Source organism: Candidatus Allofournierella merdipullorum (assembly GCF_048426865.1).
Classification (GTDB): domain Bacteria; phylum Bacillota; class Clostridia; order Oscillospirales; family Ruminococcaceae; genus Allofournierella_A; species Allofournierella_A merdipullorum.
The window spans coordinates 1-17,171 of record NZ_DBFNWJ010000023.1; the positions used below are offsets into that span (position 1 = coordinate 1).

The window sequence follows — 17,171 nt, forward strand, 5'->3', positions numbered from 1 at the left end:
TTCCAATTACATAGCGTTCTCAGGATGCTTCCAATTTCTCTTCTTTTCTCTCCGAAGAACACTTTCCTCCTGTATTTTGGTGCAAACACTACATGATATTTGCAATTCCAACTGGTATGCGATAAACTATTTACGTCGTTCGTTTTTGAATGACCTCCCTTTGCTTACTTGTGCAGTTGGCAGACCGCACTCCCAGTATAGCAAAGGGAGTTTTTCTTTTCCCATTATCGACATTAGTCTTCTTTTGAACCACTCGCCTAGCGAGTGGTTTTCGATATACAAAAAAGCCCGCCGGTTTCCCGGCGGGCTTATGTAGTTTATTTTTGGCGGCTGCGGGCCCCCGCGCCCCAGCGCAGCGGGATGGCCACCACCACCGCCACGCCCATGGCCAGAGCCACGGCGATCTTCAGCGTCTCGGCGCCTTTGGCGGCGGCCGCCGCCGTGTCGCTCATGATGAAGCTGTAAGCGGTGTAGTAGATGCCCGCGCCGGGCACCAAGGGAAAGATGCCCGGGATGAGGAACAGAGTGACCGGGGCCTTGCGCAGGATGGCGCAGGCCCGGGCGGAAACGGCCATGGGAATGACCGCCAGAAAACTGGCCACCACCGTGTCCGGCTGGTACTGCATGCTCAGCCAGTAGACCAGCCAGCCGGCTATGCCGCAGATGCCGCAGCACCACAGATGCCGCGGCGGAACGTGGAACAAAATCGCAAAGCAGACGGTGCCGCAGAAGGCCGTCGCCAGCTGAATGAGAAGCGGGCCGGTCACAGCGTCACCCCCTCGATGAGATTGGCCACGGCCAGCACAAGGCCGGCGCCCATGGCGATGCAGGCGGCGGTGAGCAGCGCGTCCAGCATGCGGATGACGCCGGAGAGGAAGTCCGAGTCAATGAGATCCCGGATGCCCAGGGTCAGCGCCATGCCCGGCACCAGCGGCATCAGCGCGCCGATGATGGCCTTGTCACTGTTGACGCCGATGCCCGTGGCAAAGATGAGCAGGGTGACCAGCGCCACGAAGGCCGCCCCCAAAAAGCGGGTGAACAGCTTGCCCGCACCCCAGCGCTCCAGCCCCAGCAGCACCACCTGCAGGCCCAGGCCCACCGCAAGGGCCACCGCGCCGTCCTGCCAGACGCCGCCGAACAGGATGGCAAAGCAGGCACTGCCGAAGCCGCAGGCCAGCACCTGCCGCAGCGGCGGCGCGCAGGGCATCTGACGGATGCGCCCCAGCTCGGCGTAGGCTTCGTCCAGGCTCACCCCGCCGGCTGCGATGCGGCGGGACAGCTGGTTGATGGCCTCCACCCGGCCCAGATGCACCGTGCTGGCAGGCACGCTGCGCACCTGAGCGGGCATGTTGTTCTCCGGGCCGACGCTGGTGAAGATGCCGTTGGTGAGCACATAGCCGTGGAAATCCGCCACGCCGAGGCTTTTGGCCATGATCTCCATGGTCTGCTGGGTGCGGCTGACCTCCGCGCCGTTTTTGAGCATCAGCTCCCCGGCTTCGGTCACCAGTTCCAGCACTCTCTGGGAATCGTTCATGCCGTTTTTCCTCCCTTGGCGCGGCGCTTTTCCGCCGCGAACCAGACCGCGGCAGCCACCGCCGACACGGCGCTCACCGCCGCGCCCACTCCGGCGCCGGGATGGTGATAGCGCAGCTGAACGGAGTTCTCCCCCTCTTCCAGCCGCACACCCATCATTCCTTCAAAGACCTGCTCCACCGGCACTTCCTCGCCGTTTCGCCGGGCAGTCCAGCGGCCGCCGTCCTCGTAGGCGAAGGGCAGCACCAGAAGCTCCCGGCCCTCGCCGCCCTCGATCACAAGGTCGATGGCGCCGCCCTCCCGGATGGAGAGCTGGCTGGCGGCGGACGCTTTCAAGGCGTCGGCGGCCTGGGTGAGCACCTGGGTGTCCAGGCTGTAGATCTGGATCTTTTCCCGGTATTCGGGCTTATCCTCCACGCCCAGCTCAAAATACACCCGCTGGCCGGCCTCAAGGCTGCCCAGGGGGAACACGCCGCCCAGAGAGTCGCCCTGGAAGTATTCGCCCAGCAGTTCGCCGTCCACCTTCACGTCGCCGGGCAGGAAGTTGCCGGTGTCCGGCACGGCCAGATAGCAGGGCCCGCTCACCGGCACGGTGAACCACAGACCGATGCCGCTGGCCTCGTCGTCAAATTTCACGTCTTCGGCCGCCAGCAGCGCGTCCGGCGTGCCCGGCACCAGCGCCGAGAGCATCTCGTTCTGCAGCCGGAAGGTGTTGGCGCTTGCCTCCACATCCACCTCCAGCGCCTTGTCGCTGCCGGCCCAGGCCATGGGCAGCGCCCAGGGGTTCTCCGCCACGGTCAGAGCCGTACCCGTTTCCAGCGGCTCATAGCCGGCGGGCAGCGGGCGGCTGCCGTCGGTGTAAAGATACTTGATGCCCAGAAGGCTGTCGGCCACGGCGGTGGAGCCCCAACCGTAGATGGTATAGTTCACATAGCCCATCTGCTCCAGCATGGGTTTTGCCGTGCTGGCCTTGGTGGAGGAAAAGTGGCTGATGCCCCAGTAGCCCAGCAGCATGGGGTCATTGAGGGTGCGCATATAGTTCTTTTCGATGCGGTAGTAGCCGTCGTCCAATTCGCGTACAGCGTCCACCACAGCGGTGTTCTCGTCGTAAAAACTCTCGAAGCCGCTCTTGGGGTAGGTCTCGAATTTGCGCAGGGCCAGCACGCTGTACGCGGCCATGTCCCCGCAGGCCAGGCAGCAGAAGCCCGCCGCGCCCAGCAGCGCGCCGGTCTTTTTGAGGCCCATCAGCCACAGGCAGGCCAGCGTGCCGAACCACAGCCCGGCGCACATGACCAGTTTCATCATCGAGAAGGTCTCGCCGGAGGTGAAGCGGTAGCCCGCCAGCCACACCGCGCCCAGAGCCGCGGCCGCCGCCAGCGCCCACAGCCGGGGCCGCTCTTCCAGCAGCACGCGGCCCGCCAGCAGAAGCAGGAACAGGCTGAACAAAAAACTGTAGCGGTAGGGGAACCACACCGGCTCCTTGAAGCCGTGCCAGATAAGATCCAGCCCGTTCACCCAGAAGCTCAGCACCATGACGGCCAGCAGTCCGGCGGCGGCCAGCTTTTCCCGCCGGGCCACCTTGCCCGACAAAAAGAACAGCACCGCCAGCGCGGCGCAGAACACGCCGCAGTAGACGTTGGGCAGGCCGTTCGTCACGTCCTCCCAGAAGAAGTTGCCGAAGAAGAACTGATACACAAGCTGCGGCAGGGAGAAGTTCGTGCCCAGGGTGAAGTCCATGCCGAACAGCGCGCCCTTGGTCTCCTCGATCTCCACCAGCGCCGGATACAAAAGAGCCATGGCAAGGCCCGCCGCCAGCAGGCCCGAGGCCGCGAAGGCCCCAAAGCGCCGGCCCAGCAGCTTTGCCCCCCGCCCCTCAAGGCGCGGGCTGGTGGCCCAGTACCAGAAGAAGTAGAGCACGCTGAACAGGCACACTTCCCATGCGGTGTAGAAGTTCAGCAGGATGCAGGCGAAGACCAGCCAGAACAGCGGCCAGTGGCGGCCGGTGTCCACCAGCCGCTCCACCGCCCACAGCACCAGCGGGGCCAGCAGCACCACGTCCATCCAGATGACGTTCTGGCTGTAGACCACGCAATAGGCGCACAGGGCGTAGCCCTGGCTGAGGAAGGGCAGCAGGGGGCTGGCGCTGTTAAAGTGCTTTTGCAGGAAGAAGCAGCAGGCCGCGCCGGTGCAGGCCACCCGCAGCAGGAACATCAGCTGCACCATCTGAGGGATCATGCGCACCGGGGCCAGCAAAATCAGCAGGTTGAAGGGGCTGGCCATATAGTAGGCGAACAGGCCCAGCGTGCTGCCGCCGCAGAGTTTTGAAAAGCTGTAGAAAAAGCCGCCTTCGGCCAGACGGCCTTTCAGATCCGCCAGGTAGGCCACATACTGGCCGTTGAGGTCGCCGGTGAGCATGGTGCCATCGCCAAAGGGCCAGAAGCCCAGCACAAGATAGATGCCCAGAACCAGCGCCGCGCCGAGCCCGAAGCTCAAGAGCACGTTCCGCCGCTGGGCACCGCCGAGAGAATACTGCGTGTTTGTCATACTTTTTTATACTTTCCCTTGTTTGTCTCGCAAAAAAGTTTTATCAGCCGCGGATGGCCGCCTGCACCTGGGCAAAGGGCTCCAGCGTGGCGTAGAGGTGCGCGCCGATGACTTCCATCAGCTTGAAGTCCTCTTCGCTGTCGATGTCCAGGATGCCGGTATCCATCATCAGGCTGGCGCCGATCTTGCCGTCCCACAGGATGCCGGTGGTATTATCGGCCAGGAAGGCCCGGCGGTAAACATAGATGCTGGCGTTCACATCGTAGAACTCCGGGGCCATCTGCCGGGCGGTGAAGGCCGGGGTGCCCGGGGCGTTCTCGATGCCCTTCTCCACATGGTCGCCGCAGCGGCGCACCATATTGAAGTAGGGGTTGCGGCGGCTTTCGGTGACGCTGAACACCAGGTCCAGGTCCTTCCGGCCTTCCGCCAGTTCAAAGGCGTTTTTGATGTCCTGGGCCGTGCGCAGGGGGCTGGTGATGTCCAGGTCCATCACATAGTCGTAGGCGCCGTTTTTCTCCTCCATGCGGGCAAGGCTATCCTGAATGACGGCCATCTTGGGCACCCGGTCGCCGCCCAGCTCCTCGCAGCGGGGCAGATAGACCACCTCGGGGTACTGTTCGGCCACCATCTTTGCCAGAGCCTCGCTGTCGGTGTTGAGGCAGATGTCCACCTGCACGTCGGGGCGGCTCTCCCGGAAGAGACCCGCCGCCGCCAGGCTGTAATAGACCAGCGGGCGGCCGCAGAAGGTCTTGAGGTTCTTGTTCTTGAAGCCTTTGCTGCCGGCCCGGCCGCAGATGGTGATAAGCAGTTTTTTCATGATGCGTCTCCTTTTCGCCGTCTTTGGGGGCGGCTCTCACATGGTTTCGCCCAGCGTCAGGCCCAGCACCTTCTGAGCCATGGCAGGGCTGTTGATGCTCTCGCCTTCGCCTTTGCGGGCGTAGTCGAGGAAGTAGGCCATCTCCCGCAGATAGCGCTGGTTCACCGGCTCCTCGCAGTGGATGACCTCGCCGTTTTCCAGCGTGAGGGTGCCCGCGCCGAAGTCGGCGGTGACGGTGCCCTCCTTGCAGAACAGCTCGATGGTGCGCCGGTAGGTGCGGCCGAAGTAGTCCAGATGCACCTCCGCCAACAGGCTGGGGTAGCGGGCAATGTAGACCGACAAATCGTCCGAATCAATTTCCAGATGGGAATAGGTGCCCTTGAAGTTGTAGGCTTCCAGGGGCGCGCCGAACAGGTCCACCAGGTAGTCCCACTCGTGGATGAGGTCGATGGTCACGCCGCCGCCCATCTCCTTGTGGGCGGAGTAGACGGTGCGGTAGTCCACCCCGGGCCGCCAGTCCGGCAGATAGGAGGAACAGATGACCCGCGCCGAATAGGGCTTGAGGGAGGGCATGCGTTCCTTGAGGGCCAGAAAGGTGCCGCACCAGCGCATGGGCGCGGCCACATAGGCCTTCTGATCCGGCCCGAGGCCCAGCTGCTCCAGATCGTAGCCGGTGCCCTCAAAGATGGGCTTTTCAATGAAAAAGCAGTCCACCTTGCCCGCCAGCTCCGCCAGGGTGTGGGCGTGGAGGTGGGTGGGGTTGGTGATGAAGGCCGCGTCATAATGCCCCAGCTGGTCGTAGCTAACGTACTGGGCCCGCAGAAGGCCCTCCACATCTTCGGCCAGCGGCCGCATGGTGGAGGAGCGCAGGGCGTCCGCCTGCACCTCGATGCCCTTTTCCGCGGCCACCTGGCAGAGGTTGCGCAGGTGCCGGGTGCCGATGGACCCAAGGCCCACGAACAATACTTCCATGTTTATGCCTCCTCGCTTTTCGCCACAGACGGGCGGCGGTCATCGGTGACAAAACCCGCCCCGCCGGGCAGGGCGCGCAGCTTTTCCTCCAGCGCCTCGGCGCCGTGGTCCAGCTTGAGGCGCATCTCTTCCGGGTGCACCGGCACCACGATGTAGAGCATCAGCCGCCGGGCCGCGCCCAGCTTCACCGCCTCCAGAGGTTTGGGGCCGTTCTTTTCGCCGGGCAAAAACAGCACCGCGCCGGTGAAGGGGCACCCCTCCGCGTAAGGATGGGGCGGCGCGCCGTTGGGGATGGAGTGCCCCGCCCCCAACCAGGTGTTGCCCTTGCGGGGCACCTGGGCCAGCAGCCGCAGCAGACGCAGGGGCCAGGCGGCGGGCTTGTCCTCCGGGTCGTTCAGATGCTCGGGCCAGCGGCTTTCGTCCACCGGCCAGTCCCCGGGCAGATACATCACCAGCTCTGCCCAGCGCAGCCACTCGTACTGGCGGTTTTTGGGCATGTCGTCCAGGTTCATGGGCTCGGCGCTCATGCCGATGGTATAGGCCACATAAAAGGGCTCGGCTTCGGTGGGCTTCATCACCGCCAGCTCGATGCCGGTATCCGCATCGTCCCAGAGAAGGGTCTCGCGCCCGGGAAACGCCGCGTCAAAATGGGCCAGAAGCCGGTCTTTATAAGCGGTGCGGAAATGACGCACCGTCACGCCGCTGGGCAGCGTTTCCCGTTTGGAAGCGCCCAGCAGCCCGTCCAAAAATCCCATGGCTTTACGCCTCCTCGATGGCCTCGATCAGCCGGATGGTCTCCAAATCTTTCTCAAAGCTGTAACGGGCTTCTTCCCTGCCCGCCAGCACGCCCAAGAAGTTCTGCAGCTCGTCCACATAGGCGTTTTCCACGATGTTGTCGCTGTAGCGGGCGTCGTGTTCCACGCTGGCGTAGGTGTTCACGGCCTTCTTTTCGCCGCTGGCATGGTCGAAGTCGTAGAGGCTCTTGGGGTTGCCCTCCCAGAACAGGTGCAGCCCTTCGCCGAAGCACTCGAAGTTGCGCACCGCCTTGGGGCTCACCACGTCCACCGCCAGCATGCCCTTGGTGCCGTTTTCGTGGCGCAGGGTCACAAAGACGCTGTCCGGGTAGGAGATTTCCAGCTCGCTGAGCTTGTCCTTTTCCGCGTGCAGACTCTTCACCGGGCCGAAGGTGTCCAGCAGCCAGGGCAGGTCGATGCCGAAAATTTCCCGCACGCCGCCGGTACGCGCGTCGCCCACAAAGAAGTTCTTGTAGTTTTCCCAGGGGTGCCAGTCGGGCAGGTACTGGCCGATGTGGTAGATGTAGTTCACAGGCTTTGCGAACTCGTCCACCCGGCCCTTGATGTACTGGGTCTCGCCCCGGTAGAGCATGGTGGAAGAAAGGAACAGGGGCAGGCCCTTCTCCTTTGCCAGCGCCATGTTTTCGGCGTAGCCGTCGCTGACCAGATTCAGCTCGGTGAACACCGGCAGGCCCGCTTCCAGCAGCTGCCGGATGATGGCAGCGTGGGTGAGGGGCGCGGTGCAGACCAGCGCGCCGTCGAAGCGTTTTGCCGCCAGCGCCGCGTCGATGCTCTCAAAGCCTTCCACGCCCAGGGCCGCAGCCTCCTCCCGGCGGGAGGGGGCGGTGTCCACCCCGGAGAGAGCGATGTTTTTGTCGATGCCTTTCAAAAGCCGGGCGCGGCGTTTGCCCATGCTGCCCAGGCCCACAATGAGAAGTTCCATAGCTTCCACCTCGCTTGTATTGTCAGCGGCCCGCCGGGCCGTCGTAAAACACTTTGGGCGCGCCGAACTCCGGCCGACGCACCTGTTCCAGCAGGATATCCACGATTTTTCCGCTGGTGTCTCCCCCATTATAGGGGCTTTTTGCGCCCTTTGCAACGGCGGCGAACTCCGGGCTCACGGCCTTGCGCACCGCCGCGACGACGGCTTCTTTTTCCGCCGGGCAGCAGAGCACATTGGCGCACAGGGGCCGGCCTTCCTGCCGCCCGCCCACGTTCACCGTGGGCACCCCGAAGGTGGGGGTCTCCACCACGCCGCTAGAGGAATTGCCCAGCACCAGCGCCGCGGCGGCCATGGCGGAGAGATACCGTTTGACCCCGAGGCTGGAGCGCACCGCCGCAGTGTCCGGGTGCTGTTCGCCCCATTCGTCCCACATGGCATTGATGGCAAGGCCGCCCGCGTCCGCGTTGGACTTGGTCACCAGCCACACAAGGCCCTCGGTGCGGGTGAGCTCGTCCATCGCGTCCAGCAAGGCGCGCATCTGGGCAGTCACGTCCACATCGCCCGCCGTCTGGGGATGGAAGGTGACGAGGCCGAAAGGCCGCGCCAGGTCAAAGCCCACGCTCTCACTCAAAGCGGCGGCGTCCAGCTTTTCCATCGTGCGGATGTTCTCGTCCCCCAGGCCTCCCACATTGAACACGGTGGCGGGCGTTTCGCCCATGCGGATGACCCGGGCGGCGGATTCTTCACAGCTGGGGAAGTGCAGATGGGCGATTTTCGTCAGGCAATGGCGGTACCAGTCGTCCTGGGCCCCCAGGGTCACATCGCCTCCGCTGATGTGGGCCACCGGCACGCCGGTGAAGGCCGCGGCCTGGGCGGCAGCCAGGATCTCGTAGCGGTCGCCCAGCACAAGGCAGCAGGCGGGCTTGTGTTCAGCGAACCACTCGGAAAAGCCCCGGATCGTACGCTCCACCGCCTTGGCGGTGGCCAGGGGCCCCTCGTCCTCCTCAAAGAGAATGGAGATGCGCGCCGCGATGGGCATGCCGTCCGCTTCAATTTCGCTCACCGTGGCCCCGTGCCGCGCTGAAAGGTGCGCGCCGGTGACCAGCAGGGCCAGCTTCGCGTCCTGGCGGGCGGCCAGCTTTTGCAAAACGGGGCGCAGCAGGCCATACTCCGCCCGGGTGCCGGTGACAACGGCGATGAGAGGCTGTTCCATGGCCCTCTCCTCCTTTTGTTACAGTTCGATGGGCTCGTCCTCGGCAAAGTCCCGCTTTGCCTCAAGGCCCAGCACCTCGTGCCAGCGCATGGGGGACACGCCGTCGCCCGGGCGCTTGGTTGTGAGGTTTTCGGCGGTGAAAATTTCGCCCTTTTTGATGGCCTTGGCGGCCACGATGCTCTTGCGGGCGATGGGCTTGTTTTTGGCTTCGCTGGCGGTCACCGCCTTGCGGCCGGTGCCGAGAGCGGCCTGGGTGTGGCGCACCGCCTGGATCATGGCGGTAAGCTGGGGCACATCCAGGCTGGCCTTATGGTCGGGGCCGGGGAGGGTCTTATCCAGCGTGAAATGCTTTTCGATGACCGTCGCCCCCAGCGCCGCCGCGGCCACGTCGCACTCCCAGCCGGGGGTGTGGTCGGAAAGGCCCACCGGCACGCCGAACTGCTCCGCCAGCTCCAGCATGGCCAGCAGGTTCGCGTCCTCATAGGGGGTGGGGTACTCGGTGTTGCAGTGGAGCAGGGTCACCCCGGGGCAGCCGCCGTCCTCCAGAACGGAGAGGGCGTCCTCGATCTCGGACAGGGTACTCATGCCGGTGGAGAGCACCACCGGCTTTTTGGCCGCCGCCACCGCCTCAAGATAAGGCAGGTTGGTGATCTCGCCGCTGGGGATCTTGAAGAAGGGCAGGTCCAGTTCCTTCAAGAACTCCACGCTGGGCAGATCGAAGGCCGCCGAGAGGTACTGGATGCCGATGGAGTCGCAGTACTCCTTCAGCTGGCGGTGGCCCTCAAAATCAAAGTGCAGCCGCCGGATCATCTCCAGCTGGCTCTCGCCGTCCCCCGTCTGGGCCTTCTGGTACTCGGCCTTGGGGGCGAATTTCGACACCACCAACTCCGGCACGGCGGTCTGGTATTTCACCACGTCCGCCCCGGCGTCTTTGGCCGCCAGCGCCATCTGCTTTGCCATTTCCAGGCTGCCGTTGTGGTTGACGCCCGCCTCGGCAATGATGAGAACGTCCTGCATATTGTTATCGCTCCTTACCCTTTATTTTCTTCTGCCAGAATGCCAGCGCCGCGAGGCCGGCTGCCCCCGCCAGCGTCAGGCCAAGGCCCGCCGCCGCGCCCGGCTGAGTGTAGGTCAAAGCAAGAGTGTGGCTGCCCACGGGCAGTTCCACCGCCAGCAGCGCCCCCGCCGCCCTTTGCACTTCAGCGGGTTCGCCGTCCACTTCGGCCCGCCAGTTGTCGTCGTAAGGCACCGTGAGCACCGCGAGGCCGTCGGCCTGGGCATTACTTTCCAATGTAATAGCACCGTCCGCCCAGTTTGTCACGGCGGGCGCGGCCGAGCGCAGCTCCTCACAGGTGTCGGCCAGGGCTTCTTCGTCCAGCACCGCGAAGCGGGCGGAATCCACCGCCGCGCCCAGGGTTACGTTTACCGTCTCCCCCGCCTGGAAGCGGCCCAGGTCCACCGCGGCGTCCGCCGAGCGGTTGATGGAGAGCACAGTGCCCTTCTCCTGGCTGTTCACTGCCAGAGGCACATCCGCCCCCGCGCCGGAAAAGATAGCGTAGAGGATGCCGTCTTCGGGCATCGTCAAATCAAATTCCGCGCCACTTTCAGCGCTCTCCACCGGGGTGAACAGGGCGGCCTCTTTGCCCAGCAGGGCAGTGTAAAGAGTCTCGACTGCCTCAAAAGCATTCAATCCTTCGGCCAGGTCAAAGGCCCCGGTCTCGGAGGGCGACCAGAGCGCCCGGGGCAGGGCATTGGGGTTTTGGTACACCTGCCAGGGAGCGGCGGTGTCGGTTTGTTCAAAGTGAGTGGGAACCGCATCCCCCTCCCGGGTCAGGAACCACCCCACCGACAAGAGGCTGTCGGCGGCGGCGGTGCTGCCGGAAAGGTAGCCGTAGCTGGAGCCGTAGTTGCGGTAGCCCAAAGCCATCAGCAGAATGGAGGAAGCGCCGTCCTGCACGCTGCTGAAATGGGTCAGCCCGTCGTAGCCCAACAGCATAGGGTCGTTGAGGGTGCGGAAGAAGGTCTTTTCCACCCGGTAGTGTTCCGTGTTCTGTTCCTCCACCGCTCGGGCGGTGGCCCGCCCGGCCCGGACAAACTCCGTGTAATCCGCCATCGGATAAACTTCAAAGAGCCGCAGCGCCCAGTACCCGTTCAGCGCCAGCTCCCCGGCGGTGAGGGCGGCCAGGGCCAGGGCGGTCAGCTGTTTTTTGTCGCCTTTGAGGCGGCCCCACAGCCAGACGAGGCCGATGCCCGCCGCCAGCAGGCAGCAAGCCAGCAGCCAGCGCCGCCGGCCATAGGTCTCGGCGCGGAAGAAGTAGACCAGCACCCCCAGCGCCGCCGCCAGCACCCCGGCGGCAAGGCCCCGTTTCAGGCTCAGCGGCCCGGTGAGGGCCCCCGCACCCAGGGTGAGCAGCAGGAACACCAGCAGGAAACTTTCACGATAAGGGAACCAGTTGGGGGCGGCAAAGCCGTGCCAGACAAGGTCCAGCGGCTTCCACCACAGGCTGACCAGCAGCAGGGCGGCCAAAAGGCCGTAGACCAGCTTTTCCCGCCGGGGCCGGGCGGAGAAGAAGTAGAGCAGCGCCGCCCCAAGGCCCAGCATGCCGCAGTAGACCGGGGGCAGACCATTTTGCACGTCCGCCCAGACGAAGTTTCCGGTGAAGAATTTCTGGATGAGTTCCAGCGGCGAAAACTGCCCGCCGCCGGTGCTCCCGAGGCCGGTGCTCTTGACCTGTAAAATCTCCGTCACCGCCGGCAGCAGCACTGCGCCGGCCAGCGCCGCCGCCGTGACCCCTGCCGCCGCAAAGCGGCCAAAGGCCGAAAACACGGCCTTTGCGCCGGGCCGGGGCGTTTGCACTGCAAGCTCCGCAACAAAATACAGCACGGAGAAGATGCAAAGCATATACCCCATGTAGAAGTTCGTGAAGATAGCCGCGGCCAGCGCCAGGCAGAAACCCACGGCCCCTTTGCCCGCCAGCAGCCGGTCGATGCCGGCGCAGACCAGTGGCAGCAAAATCACCGCGTCCAGCCAGAGGACGTTCTGGGCGTAGGCCACCGAATAGCCCATAAGGCCGTAGCACCAGCACAGGGGCAGCCAGAGGGCCTGTTCGCCGCCCCAGCGCCGCTCGAGATAAAAGCAGAAAGCCGCTGCCGCCAAAATCACCTTGAGGGCCCAGACGATGCAGCAAAGCTGGCCGTAGAATTCCGGCGCAATGAGAAGGTAGAGCCAGGCAAAGGGACTGGCAAAGTAGTAGGCAAACAGAGCGAAGGCTCCGCCGCCTAAGCCCAAATCGTCGGCATAAAAGAGGCTGCCGCCCCCGCGCACCGCGTCATAAAAGTGGGCGTAGAAGGGAATATACTGGCTGTTGAGATCGCCGGTCATCACCGAGTTCGGGCCAAAGGGCCAGAAGCCGCAGGCGGCATAGACGGCGCACAAAATCAGCGCCATGCCCCCCGCAGCCAGAACCAGACGGCCCCGACGGCCCTGTAAAAAGCGTTTTGCTCGTTCCATTCCACACCTCTTGCGGCGGGGCGTTTCAGCCCCGCTTTTTCAAAAGACGGCCTTTCCAGAAAAGGCCCAGATCCAACGCCACCGCCGCGGCGGCAGGCAGCACGGCCAGCGCCAGCGCCTGCTCGGCCCGGGGCACGAAATACCGCCAGAAGGCCACCGGCGGGTTCACGGTGAGGCTGGCGTTTTCGCCCTCAGCCAAAACCACGCCCACCCCGGCGGCGGGGTCGATGCGAAGGGTCTTTGCCGCCTCGGGCAGCACCAGCAGCACGCCGCCGGCAGTCTCATCGGCCCAGACCCGGCGGCGCAGGCTGAAGTCCTGCCCGCCGTCGGCCCAGTAGCCCTCAAACCCGGAGGCCGGCGCGCCGGTCTCAAACAGCACACTGCGCACCGGCTGGCCCGCCTGCAGATGGAACTGCGGGTCGGCCCCGGTGGTGACCCAGAGGCCCTCGTCGGTGAGGGCGATGTCCTGACTTTGCAGCGAGGAAAGGGGCACATGCACCGTGGTCAGCCGCCCGGTGGCAAAGCCCACGGCGTCCCACCCGGCGTTTCCTAAGGCCCACAGCGCCCACAGCGCCAGGGCCAAGAGATAACAGACGGCCACCAGATGCGCCGCCGCCCATGCAAACACTCGTTTCATCCTTCGGCCCCCACATTGCAGACAAAGTCAAACTGCCCTTCGGCTTCGTTCCAGGCGTACACCGCGGACGCCTCTTCGCAGCCCGCCAGCCCGTCGCTGAACAGCGCCGCGTAGCCATCGGCAAAGAGGTCGTCGCTGCGCTCCACGAACACATAGTCGCAGCCCCGGTCGCGGATGCAGTCCAGCAGTTCCTCGGCGGTGTAGGGGTGGTAGTAGAGGGTGCCCTCTTCCAGCGCCCCGGGCAGCGCGAAGGTGCCGCCGCCGCCCTGGCCGTCGGTGCCGCTGTAGTCCAGATACCAGGGGTAAAGCTCATAGGAATAGAGGAACCAGCGGCTGCCGTCGTCCCCCTGGCTGACAAAAAAGATGTGGGCGTCCTCGGGCACCGCCGCCTGAACTTCCATTGCCTCGTCCCGGGTGGCCCAGCGCTCGGCATAGGCGGCGTTGCCTCCACCGAACACGGTGAGGCTGAAGGGCAGCCGCAGCCACACCAGCGCCGCCAGCGCCAGCGTCATGACCGCAAAGCCAGTCTGCAACAGACCCTCGATGCGCTCCGAGCCCATGGCCCGCAGTACCAGCGCCGCCGAAGCCAGTAGCCAGCCCAGCAGATAGGGGTACATATACCGCTCAAAGCCCACCAGCCCGTCGGACACTTCGTCCCGGAAGACGTAGACGTAGGTCAGGCCGATGAAGAAGAAGTAGGCCGCGAAGCCCGCCGTGCCCAGCACGGCAAAGAGGCCCGCCTGCCGGCGCAAGGCTTTTTCCTTTGTGAGGATGGCCGCGCCCGCCGCCATGGCCACCGCCAGGGCGGCGACCACCGCGAAGGGGCCCACCATGGTGGTTTTGGAGGTGAAGAGCGCCCGCACAAGGCCGCCCATGATGGTGGTGAATTTCTCGGTGCGGCCGATGCCCAAAAGCTCTTTCACGCCGGTGAGCACCATTTCGGCCATGCCCATCTGCTGGGTGCCGCCCACGTTGGAGGTGTCCGCCGTGCTGGCCAGCGCCAGATACTTCTGCCAGCTCCAGAAGGAAAGGCCGCAGGTGACAAAGAGCCCGGCCCAGCCCGCCGCGGGCCTTCCCCAGCGGCGCAGGGGAACCTTTTCCATCAGCAGGCTGAAGGCGCCGTCGGCGGCGATAAGGCCCGCCGCCACCAGCGCCAGAGCAAAGCCGGTGTCCTTTTCCAGGCACAGGGCGGCCAGCGCCAGGGCACTGGGCCACAGCGCCTTCTTTTCATTGATATAATACGCCGCCAGCGCGCCGCCGAAGGTCAGCCCCAGGGGAATGTCCGAGAGGGCCGAGGCGTAGAGGTCGGTGGGGCGGGTGACGCTGCCGTAGAGGGTGACAACGAAGGGCAGCAAAAAGCCGAAGCCCAGCGCCGGGACCCACTGCCGGGGCTTGTCTTTCTGGCAGCCGGCGGTGAGGGCGGCGAAGATGGCGATGAGCAGGATATCGTAGGCCGCCAGCACCCGCCACTCGGCGTATTCACCGAAGAACTGGAAGAACCAGCCCAGCACCACCAGCGCCGGGCGGTGGGTACCAACCCAGGCCCAGCCGATGTCGGCGTTCACATAAAGACCGCCGCTGGTTTTGACGATCTTGGCGGCGGTGCCCCAGAAGGAGAACTCGTCCCAGGTGGAGAACATGGGCTGCCGCCAGGCGAAGAAGGCCAGCAGCACCGCCGACAAAACGAAAAAGGCGGCAAACCCGGGCGCTTTCAGCGCCGAAGCGGGCTGTTTTGCCCCCGGCCGAAAAGCGAGCGCCCAGGCTGCCGCCGCCAGCACAAAATAGATCCATCCGGCCGCCGCCAGCACGCCCAGCATGCCCGCGGCGCTGAACCAGACCATCGTGGCGCACAGCGCCGCAAAGGGCGCAAGCGGCGCGGGCAGGCCCGTGCGCCGCACCATGAGCACGGCAAAGCCCGCCAGCGCCGCCAGCGACAGATAGCTGAAAAACAGTTCCATATGCAAAAGCTCCCCGCGCCGTCAGGCCTGCTGTTCCAGGCGGCGGCGCATCTTTTCCAGTTCTTCCATCTGGCCCATGTCCATCCAGGCGGACTCGTTGATGGGATACACCCCCACCGGCAGGCCTTTTTTGCGGTATTCGTCGATCACGTCGGGGAAGCCCACCTTGCGGCCTTCCTCCATCTCCTCCACCACCTGCGGCTCCACAACGTAAACGCCGGTGTTGGTGAGGAAGTTCAGCTCCGGCTTTTCCCGCATGGCGGCGATGGCTCCGTTCTCCCCCATCTCCACCACGCCGTAGGGCACGGTGTAGTGCTTGTAGGCGCAGATCATGGTGATGAGGTTGCCGTGGGTCTTGTGGTACTGATACACATCGCCGTAGTCCACGTCCAGCAGGGTGTCGCAGTTGGAGAAGAAGAAGGTGCTGTCCAGCTTGCCCTTGAGCAGGCTGAGGCCGCCGCCGGTGCCCAGAAACTCCGTCTCGTCCACATACTCCACCTGGTAGCGCAGGTCTTCCAGATCGTTGAAATAGGACTTGATCATATTCTTTTTGTAGTTTACCACCAAAACCATACGGCGGCAACCGAAATCCGAGAAGCGCTCCAGAATGAGCTCGCAGATGGGTTTCTCCCCCACCGGGATCAGGGGCTTGGGCAGGATCTTGGTGTAAGGATAGAGCCGGGTGCCAAGGCCGCCGGCCATCACCACCACCGGGATGTTCGCCTGTTTGCGATTGTCCACGTCAAGGCCGGTGGCAAACACCACGTCCGCCACCTTGCCGTCCCGGTCCAGAAGGGGCAGCGCATCGATATAGAACTGCTCCAGCATGGATTTGGCCGAGCCCCTCTGCTCCAAGGGCAGGCTCTTGGGGCTGTAGTTCGCCGCAAGACGCACCGGGTCCTCCAGCTTGCCGCCCCGCAAGAGGAACTTGCGCAGGTCGCCGTCGGTGAGCACCGCTTTCAGCCTGCCCTCCGGAGCGATGAACAGGATGCGCTGGCCGGTCTCGTCCAGCTGCTTCATGGTCTCCAGAATGGAGGCATCCTCTTGGATGAACAGTTCTTCCAGTTTCACTCGTCTTCCCCCTTTTCCCGCTTCAGCGTCACGGCGCACCCGGCAAGACCGGGCAGCGCCGCCAGCCAGAACAGCTGCCACGCCGACGGGATGAAGTATTCCTGCCAGGGCAGGCGCTCGTTGAGCACGATGGCGGTGAGGTCCACCGTCACGCCCGCCGAGTCCGCCAGGTCCAGCCGCAGGCCCTGCCCGGCAAACCGGGGCAGGGTGTAGGTCCAGCTGCCGTCCTCTCGGGCCGTGGGCCACACCCGCAGGCGGGAGGTATAGCCGAAAGCCGGCAGATGATAATAAAGGTCTTTTTCGCACACCGCGCCACCCTCGTAGCGGGCCACAAGGCGCAGCCGCCGCACCAGCGCGCCGGGATTCAGCAGCAGCTGGGCGTCGCCGGTGGTGCTCACCAGTCCGTCGCCGGTGTTTTCCATGTTCACAAGGGTGTACTGCTCCGTGTTTTGCAGCGTGACGGTCGTTTCTTCCAGAACGCCCGCGGCATACAGCAGCTGGTCCAGGACAAAATTGCCCACCAGCGTCAGCGCCAGCAGGCAGACGCCCAGAGCGTAGAGCGCACGGAAGGGACGGCGGCGCGCCGTCGCCCATAGGGTTTTCAGCCGCTTCATCCCGTCACCTCCCCGGCGGGCGTCCAGCCCGCTTCGCCCTTTTCGTAGAGGGTGGGGCCCTCCTTCCCCGCGGCCAGGCCGTCGGCAAAGAGAGAGGCGTAGCTCGCTTCAAAAATGTCGTCCACCTGGCTCACCAGCAGCACGTCCACCTGCTCCTTTTCCAACAGGGCGGCGAACTCTTCGGCGGTGTAGGGCGCGCCGTAGGCCATGCCCTCCACCAGCGCCGGTTCGCCGTAGGTGGCGCCGCCCTCACCGTAAACGAGGGCCGGGGCCAGCTGCTGATTGAACAAAAACCAGGAAAAGCCCTCGTCGCCCTGGCGGATGAGGAACACCTTCTGCCCCGGCTGGATGGTTTCCTTCGCGGCCTTGGCCACGGCCACTTCCCCGCGCACCGACGTATACTCGCCGCCGCTCACCCCCAGCAGGGTGAACTGGGGCTCCGCGCCCACCGCCAGCGCCGCGGCGAACACCGCGCCCGCAGCCAGCGCCGCCGCCCGGCCAAACACCGGGCGCTTTGCCGCCGCACAACTGGCCCCCAGCACCGCCAGCGCCACCAGGCCCCCC

At 64.7% G+C, this 17,171-nt stretch carries 15 protein-coding genes and 1 pseudogene; all 16 read right to left on the reverse strand.

The window, feature by feature from the left end; genetic code table 11:
- A pseudogene (locus tag ACMNAY_RS03875) lies at positions 1 to 137 on the reverse strand (transposase); the annotation flags it as partial.
- Positions 138 to 317: 180 nt separating this feature from the next.
- Complete coding sequence (locus tag ACMNAY_RS03880) at positions 318 to 767, reverse strand: threonine/serine exporter family protein (protein WP_418718459.1); 450 nt, start codon at positions 765 to 767, stop codon at positions 318 to 320.
- A complete protein-coding gene (locus ACMNAY_RS03885; RefSeq protein ID WP_394967182.1) occupies positions 764 to 1,534 on the reverse strand; it encodes a threonine/serine exporter family protein in 771 nt (256 codons plus the stop codon). The genes ACMNAY_RS03880 and ACMNAY_RS03885 overlap by 4 nt, the downstream gene beginning before the upstream one ends.
- A complete protein-coding gene (locus tag ACMNAY_RS03890) occupies positions 1,531 to 4,077 on the reverse strand; it encodes a YfhO family protein (RefSeq protein WP_394978201.1) in 2,547 nt (848 codons plus the stop codon). The genes ACMNAY_RS03885 and ACMNAY_RS03890 overlap by 4 nt, the downstream gene beginning before the upstream one ends.
- 43 nt (positions 4,078 to 4,120) lie before the next feature.
- Positions 4,121 to 4,894 carry an acylneuraminate cytidylyltransferase family protein gene (locus ACMNAY_RS03895; RefSeq protein WP_418718460.1) on the reverse strand — a complete coding sequence of 258 codons (774 nt, stop codon included), beginning with the start codon at positions 4,892 to 4,894 and terminating at the stop codon, positions 4,121 to 4,123.
- Positions 4,895 to 4,930: 36 nt separating this feature from the next.
- Positions 4,931 to 5,866 carry a Gfo/Idh/MocA family protein gene (locus ACMNAY_RS03900; RefSeq protein ID WP_394978204.1) on the reverse strand — a complete coding sequence of 312 codons (936 nt, stop codon included), beginning with the start codon at positions 5,864 to 5,866 and terminating at the stop codon, positions 4,931 to 4,933.
- Between the two features lie 2 nt (positions 5,867 to 5,868).
- The gene (locus tag ACMNAY_RS03905; RefSeq protein ID WP_418718461.1) at positions 5,869 to 6,621 is read right to left on the reverse strand and encodes a suppressor of fused domain protein; all 753 of its coding nucleotides are present in this window, start codon (positions 6,619 to 6,621) and stop codon (positions 5,869 to 5,871) included.
- 4 nt (positions 6,622 to 6,625) lie between these two features.
- Positions 6,626 to 7,603, reverse strand: a complete 978-nt coding sequence (locus tag ACMNAY_RS03910) for a Gfo/Idh/MocA family protein (RefSeq protein WP_394967192.1) — start codon at positions 7,601 to 7,603, stop codon at positions 6,626 to 6,628.
- 22 nt (positions 7,604 to 7,625) lie between these two features.
- Positions 7,626 to 8,816, reverse strand: coding sequence for a UDP-N-acetylglucosamine 2-epimerase (neuC, locus tag ACMNAY_RS03915; RefSeq protein ID WP_418718462.1), 1,191 nt, complete (start codon positions 8,814 to 8,816; stop codon positions 7,626 to 7,628).
- Between the two features lie 18 nt (positions 8,817 to 8,834).
- The gene (neuB, locus tag ACMNAY_RS03920; protein ID WP_418718463.1) at positions 8,835 to 9,833 is read right to left on the reverse strand and encodes an N-acetylneuraminate synthase; all 999 of its coding nucleotides are present in this window, start codon (positions 9,831 to 9,833) and stop codon (positions 8,835 to 8,837) included.
- Between the two features lie 4 nt (positions 9,834 to 9,837).
- Positions 9,838 to 12,327 carry a YfhO family protein gene (locus ACMNAY_RS03925; protein WP_418718464.1) on the reverse strand — a complete coding sequence of 830 codons (2,490 nt, stop codon included), beginning with the start codon at positions 12,325 to 12,327 and terminating at the stop codon, positions 9,838 to 9,840.
- A gap of 25 nt (positions 12,328 to 12,352) precedes the next feature.
- Entirely contained in the window at positions 12,353 to 12,964 is a 612-nt protein-coding gene (locus ACMNAY_RS03930) for a hypothetical protein (RefSeq protein ID WP_418718465.1), read from the reverse strand.
- A complete protein-coding gene (locus tag ACMNAY_RS03935; RefSeq protein WP_418718466.1) occupies positions 12,961 to 14,922 on the reverse strand; it encodes a hypothetical protein in 1,962 nt (653 codons plus the stop codon). The genes ACMNAY_RS03930 and ACMNAY_RS03935 overlap by 4 nt, the downstream gene beginning before the upstream one ends.
- Positions 14,923 to 14,943: 21 nt before the next feature.
- Positions 14,944 to 15,993 (reverse strand): sugar phosphate nucleotidyltransferase, encoded by a 1,050-nt coding sequence (locus ACMNAY_RS03940; RefSeq protein ID WP_394978219.1) that lies wholly within the window; start codon positions 15,991 to 15,993, stop codon positions 14,944 to 14,946.
- Complete coding sequence (locus ACMNAY_RS03945) at positions 15,990 to 16,607, reverse strand: hypothetical protein (RefSeq protein WP_418718467.1); 618 nt, start codon at positions 16,605 to 16,607, stop codon at positions 15,990 to 15,992. Before ACMNAY_RS03945 ends, ACMNAY_RS03940 begins: the two co-directional genes overlap by 4 nt.
- Positions 16,604 to 17,171, reverse strand: a 568-nt coding sequence (locus tag ACMNAY_RS03950) for a hypothetical protein (protein ID WP_418718468.1), incomplete at its 5' end; no start/stop codon positions are given. The genes ACMNAY_RS03945 and ACMNAY_RS03950, both read right to left, overlap by 4 nt.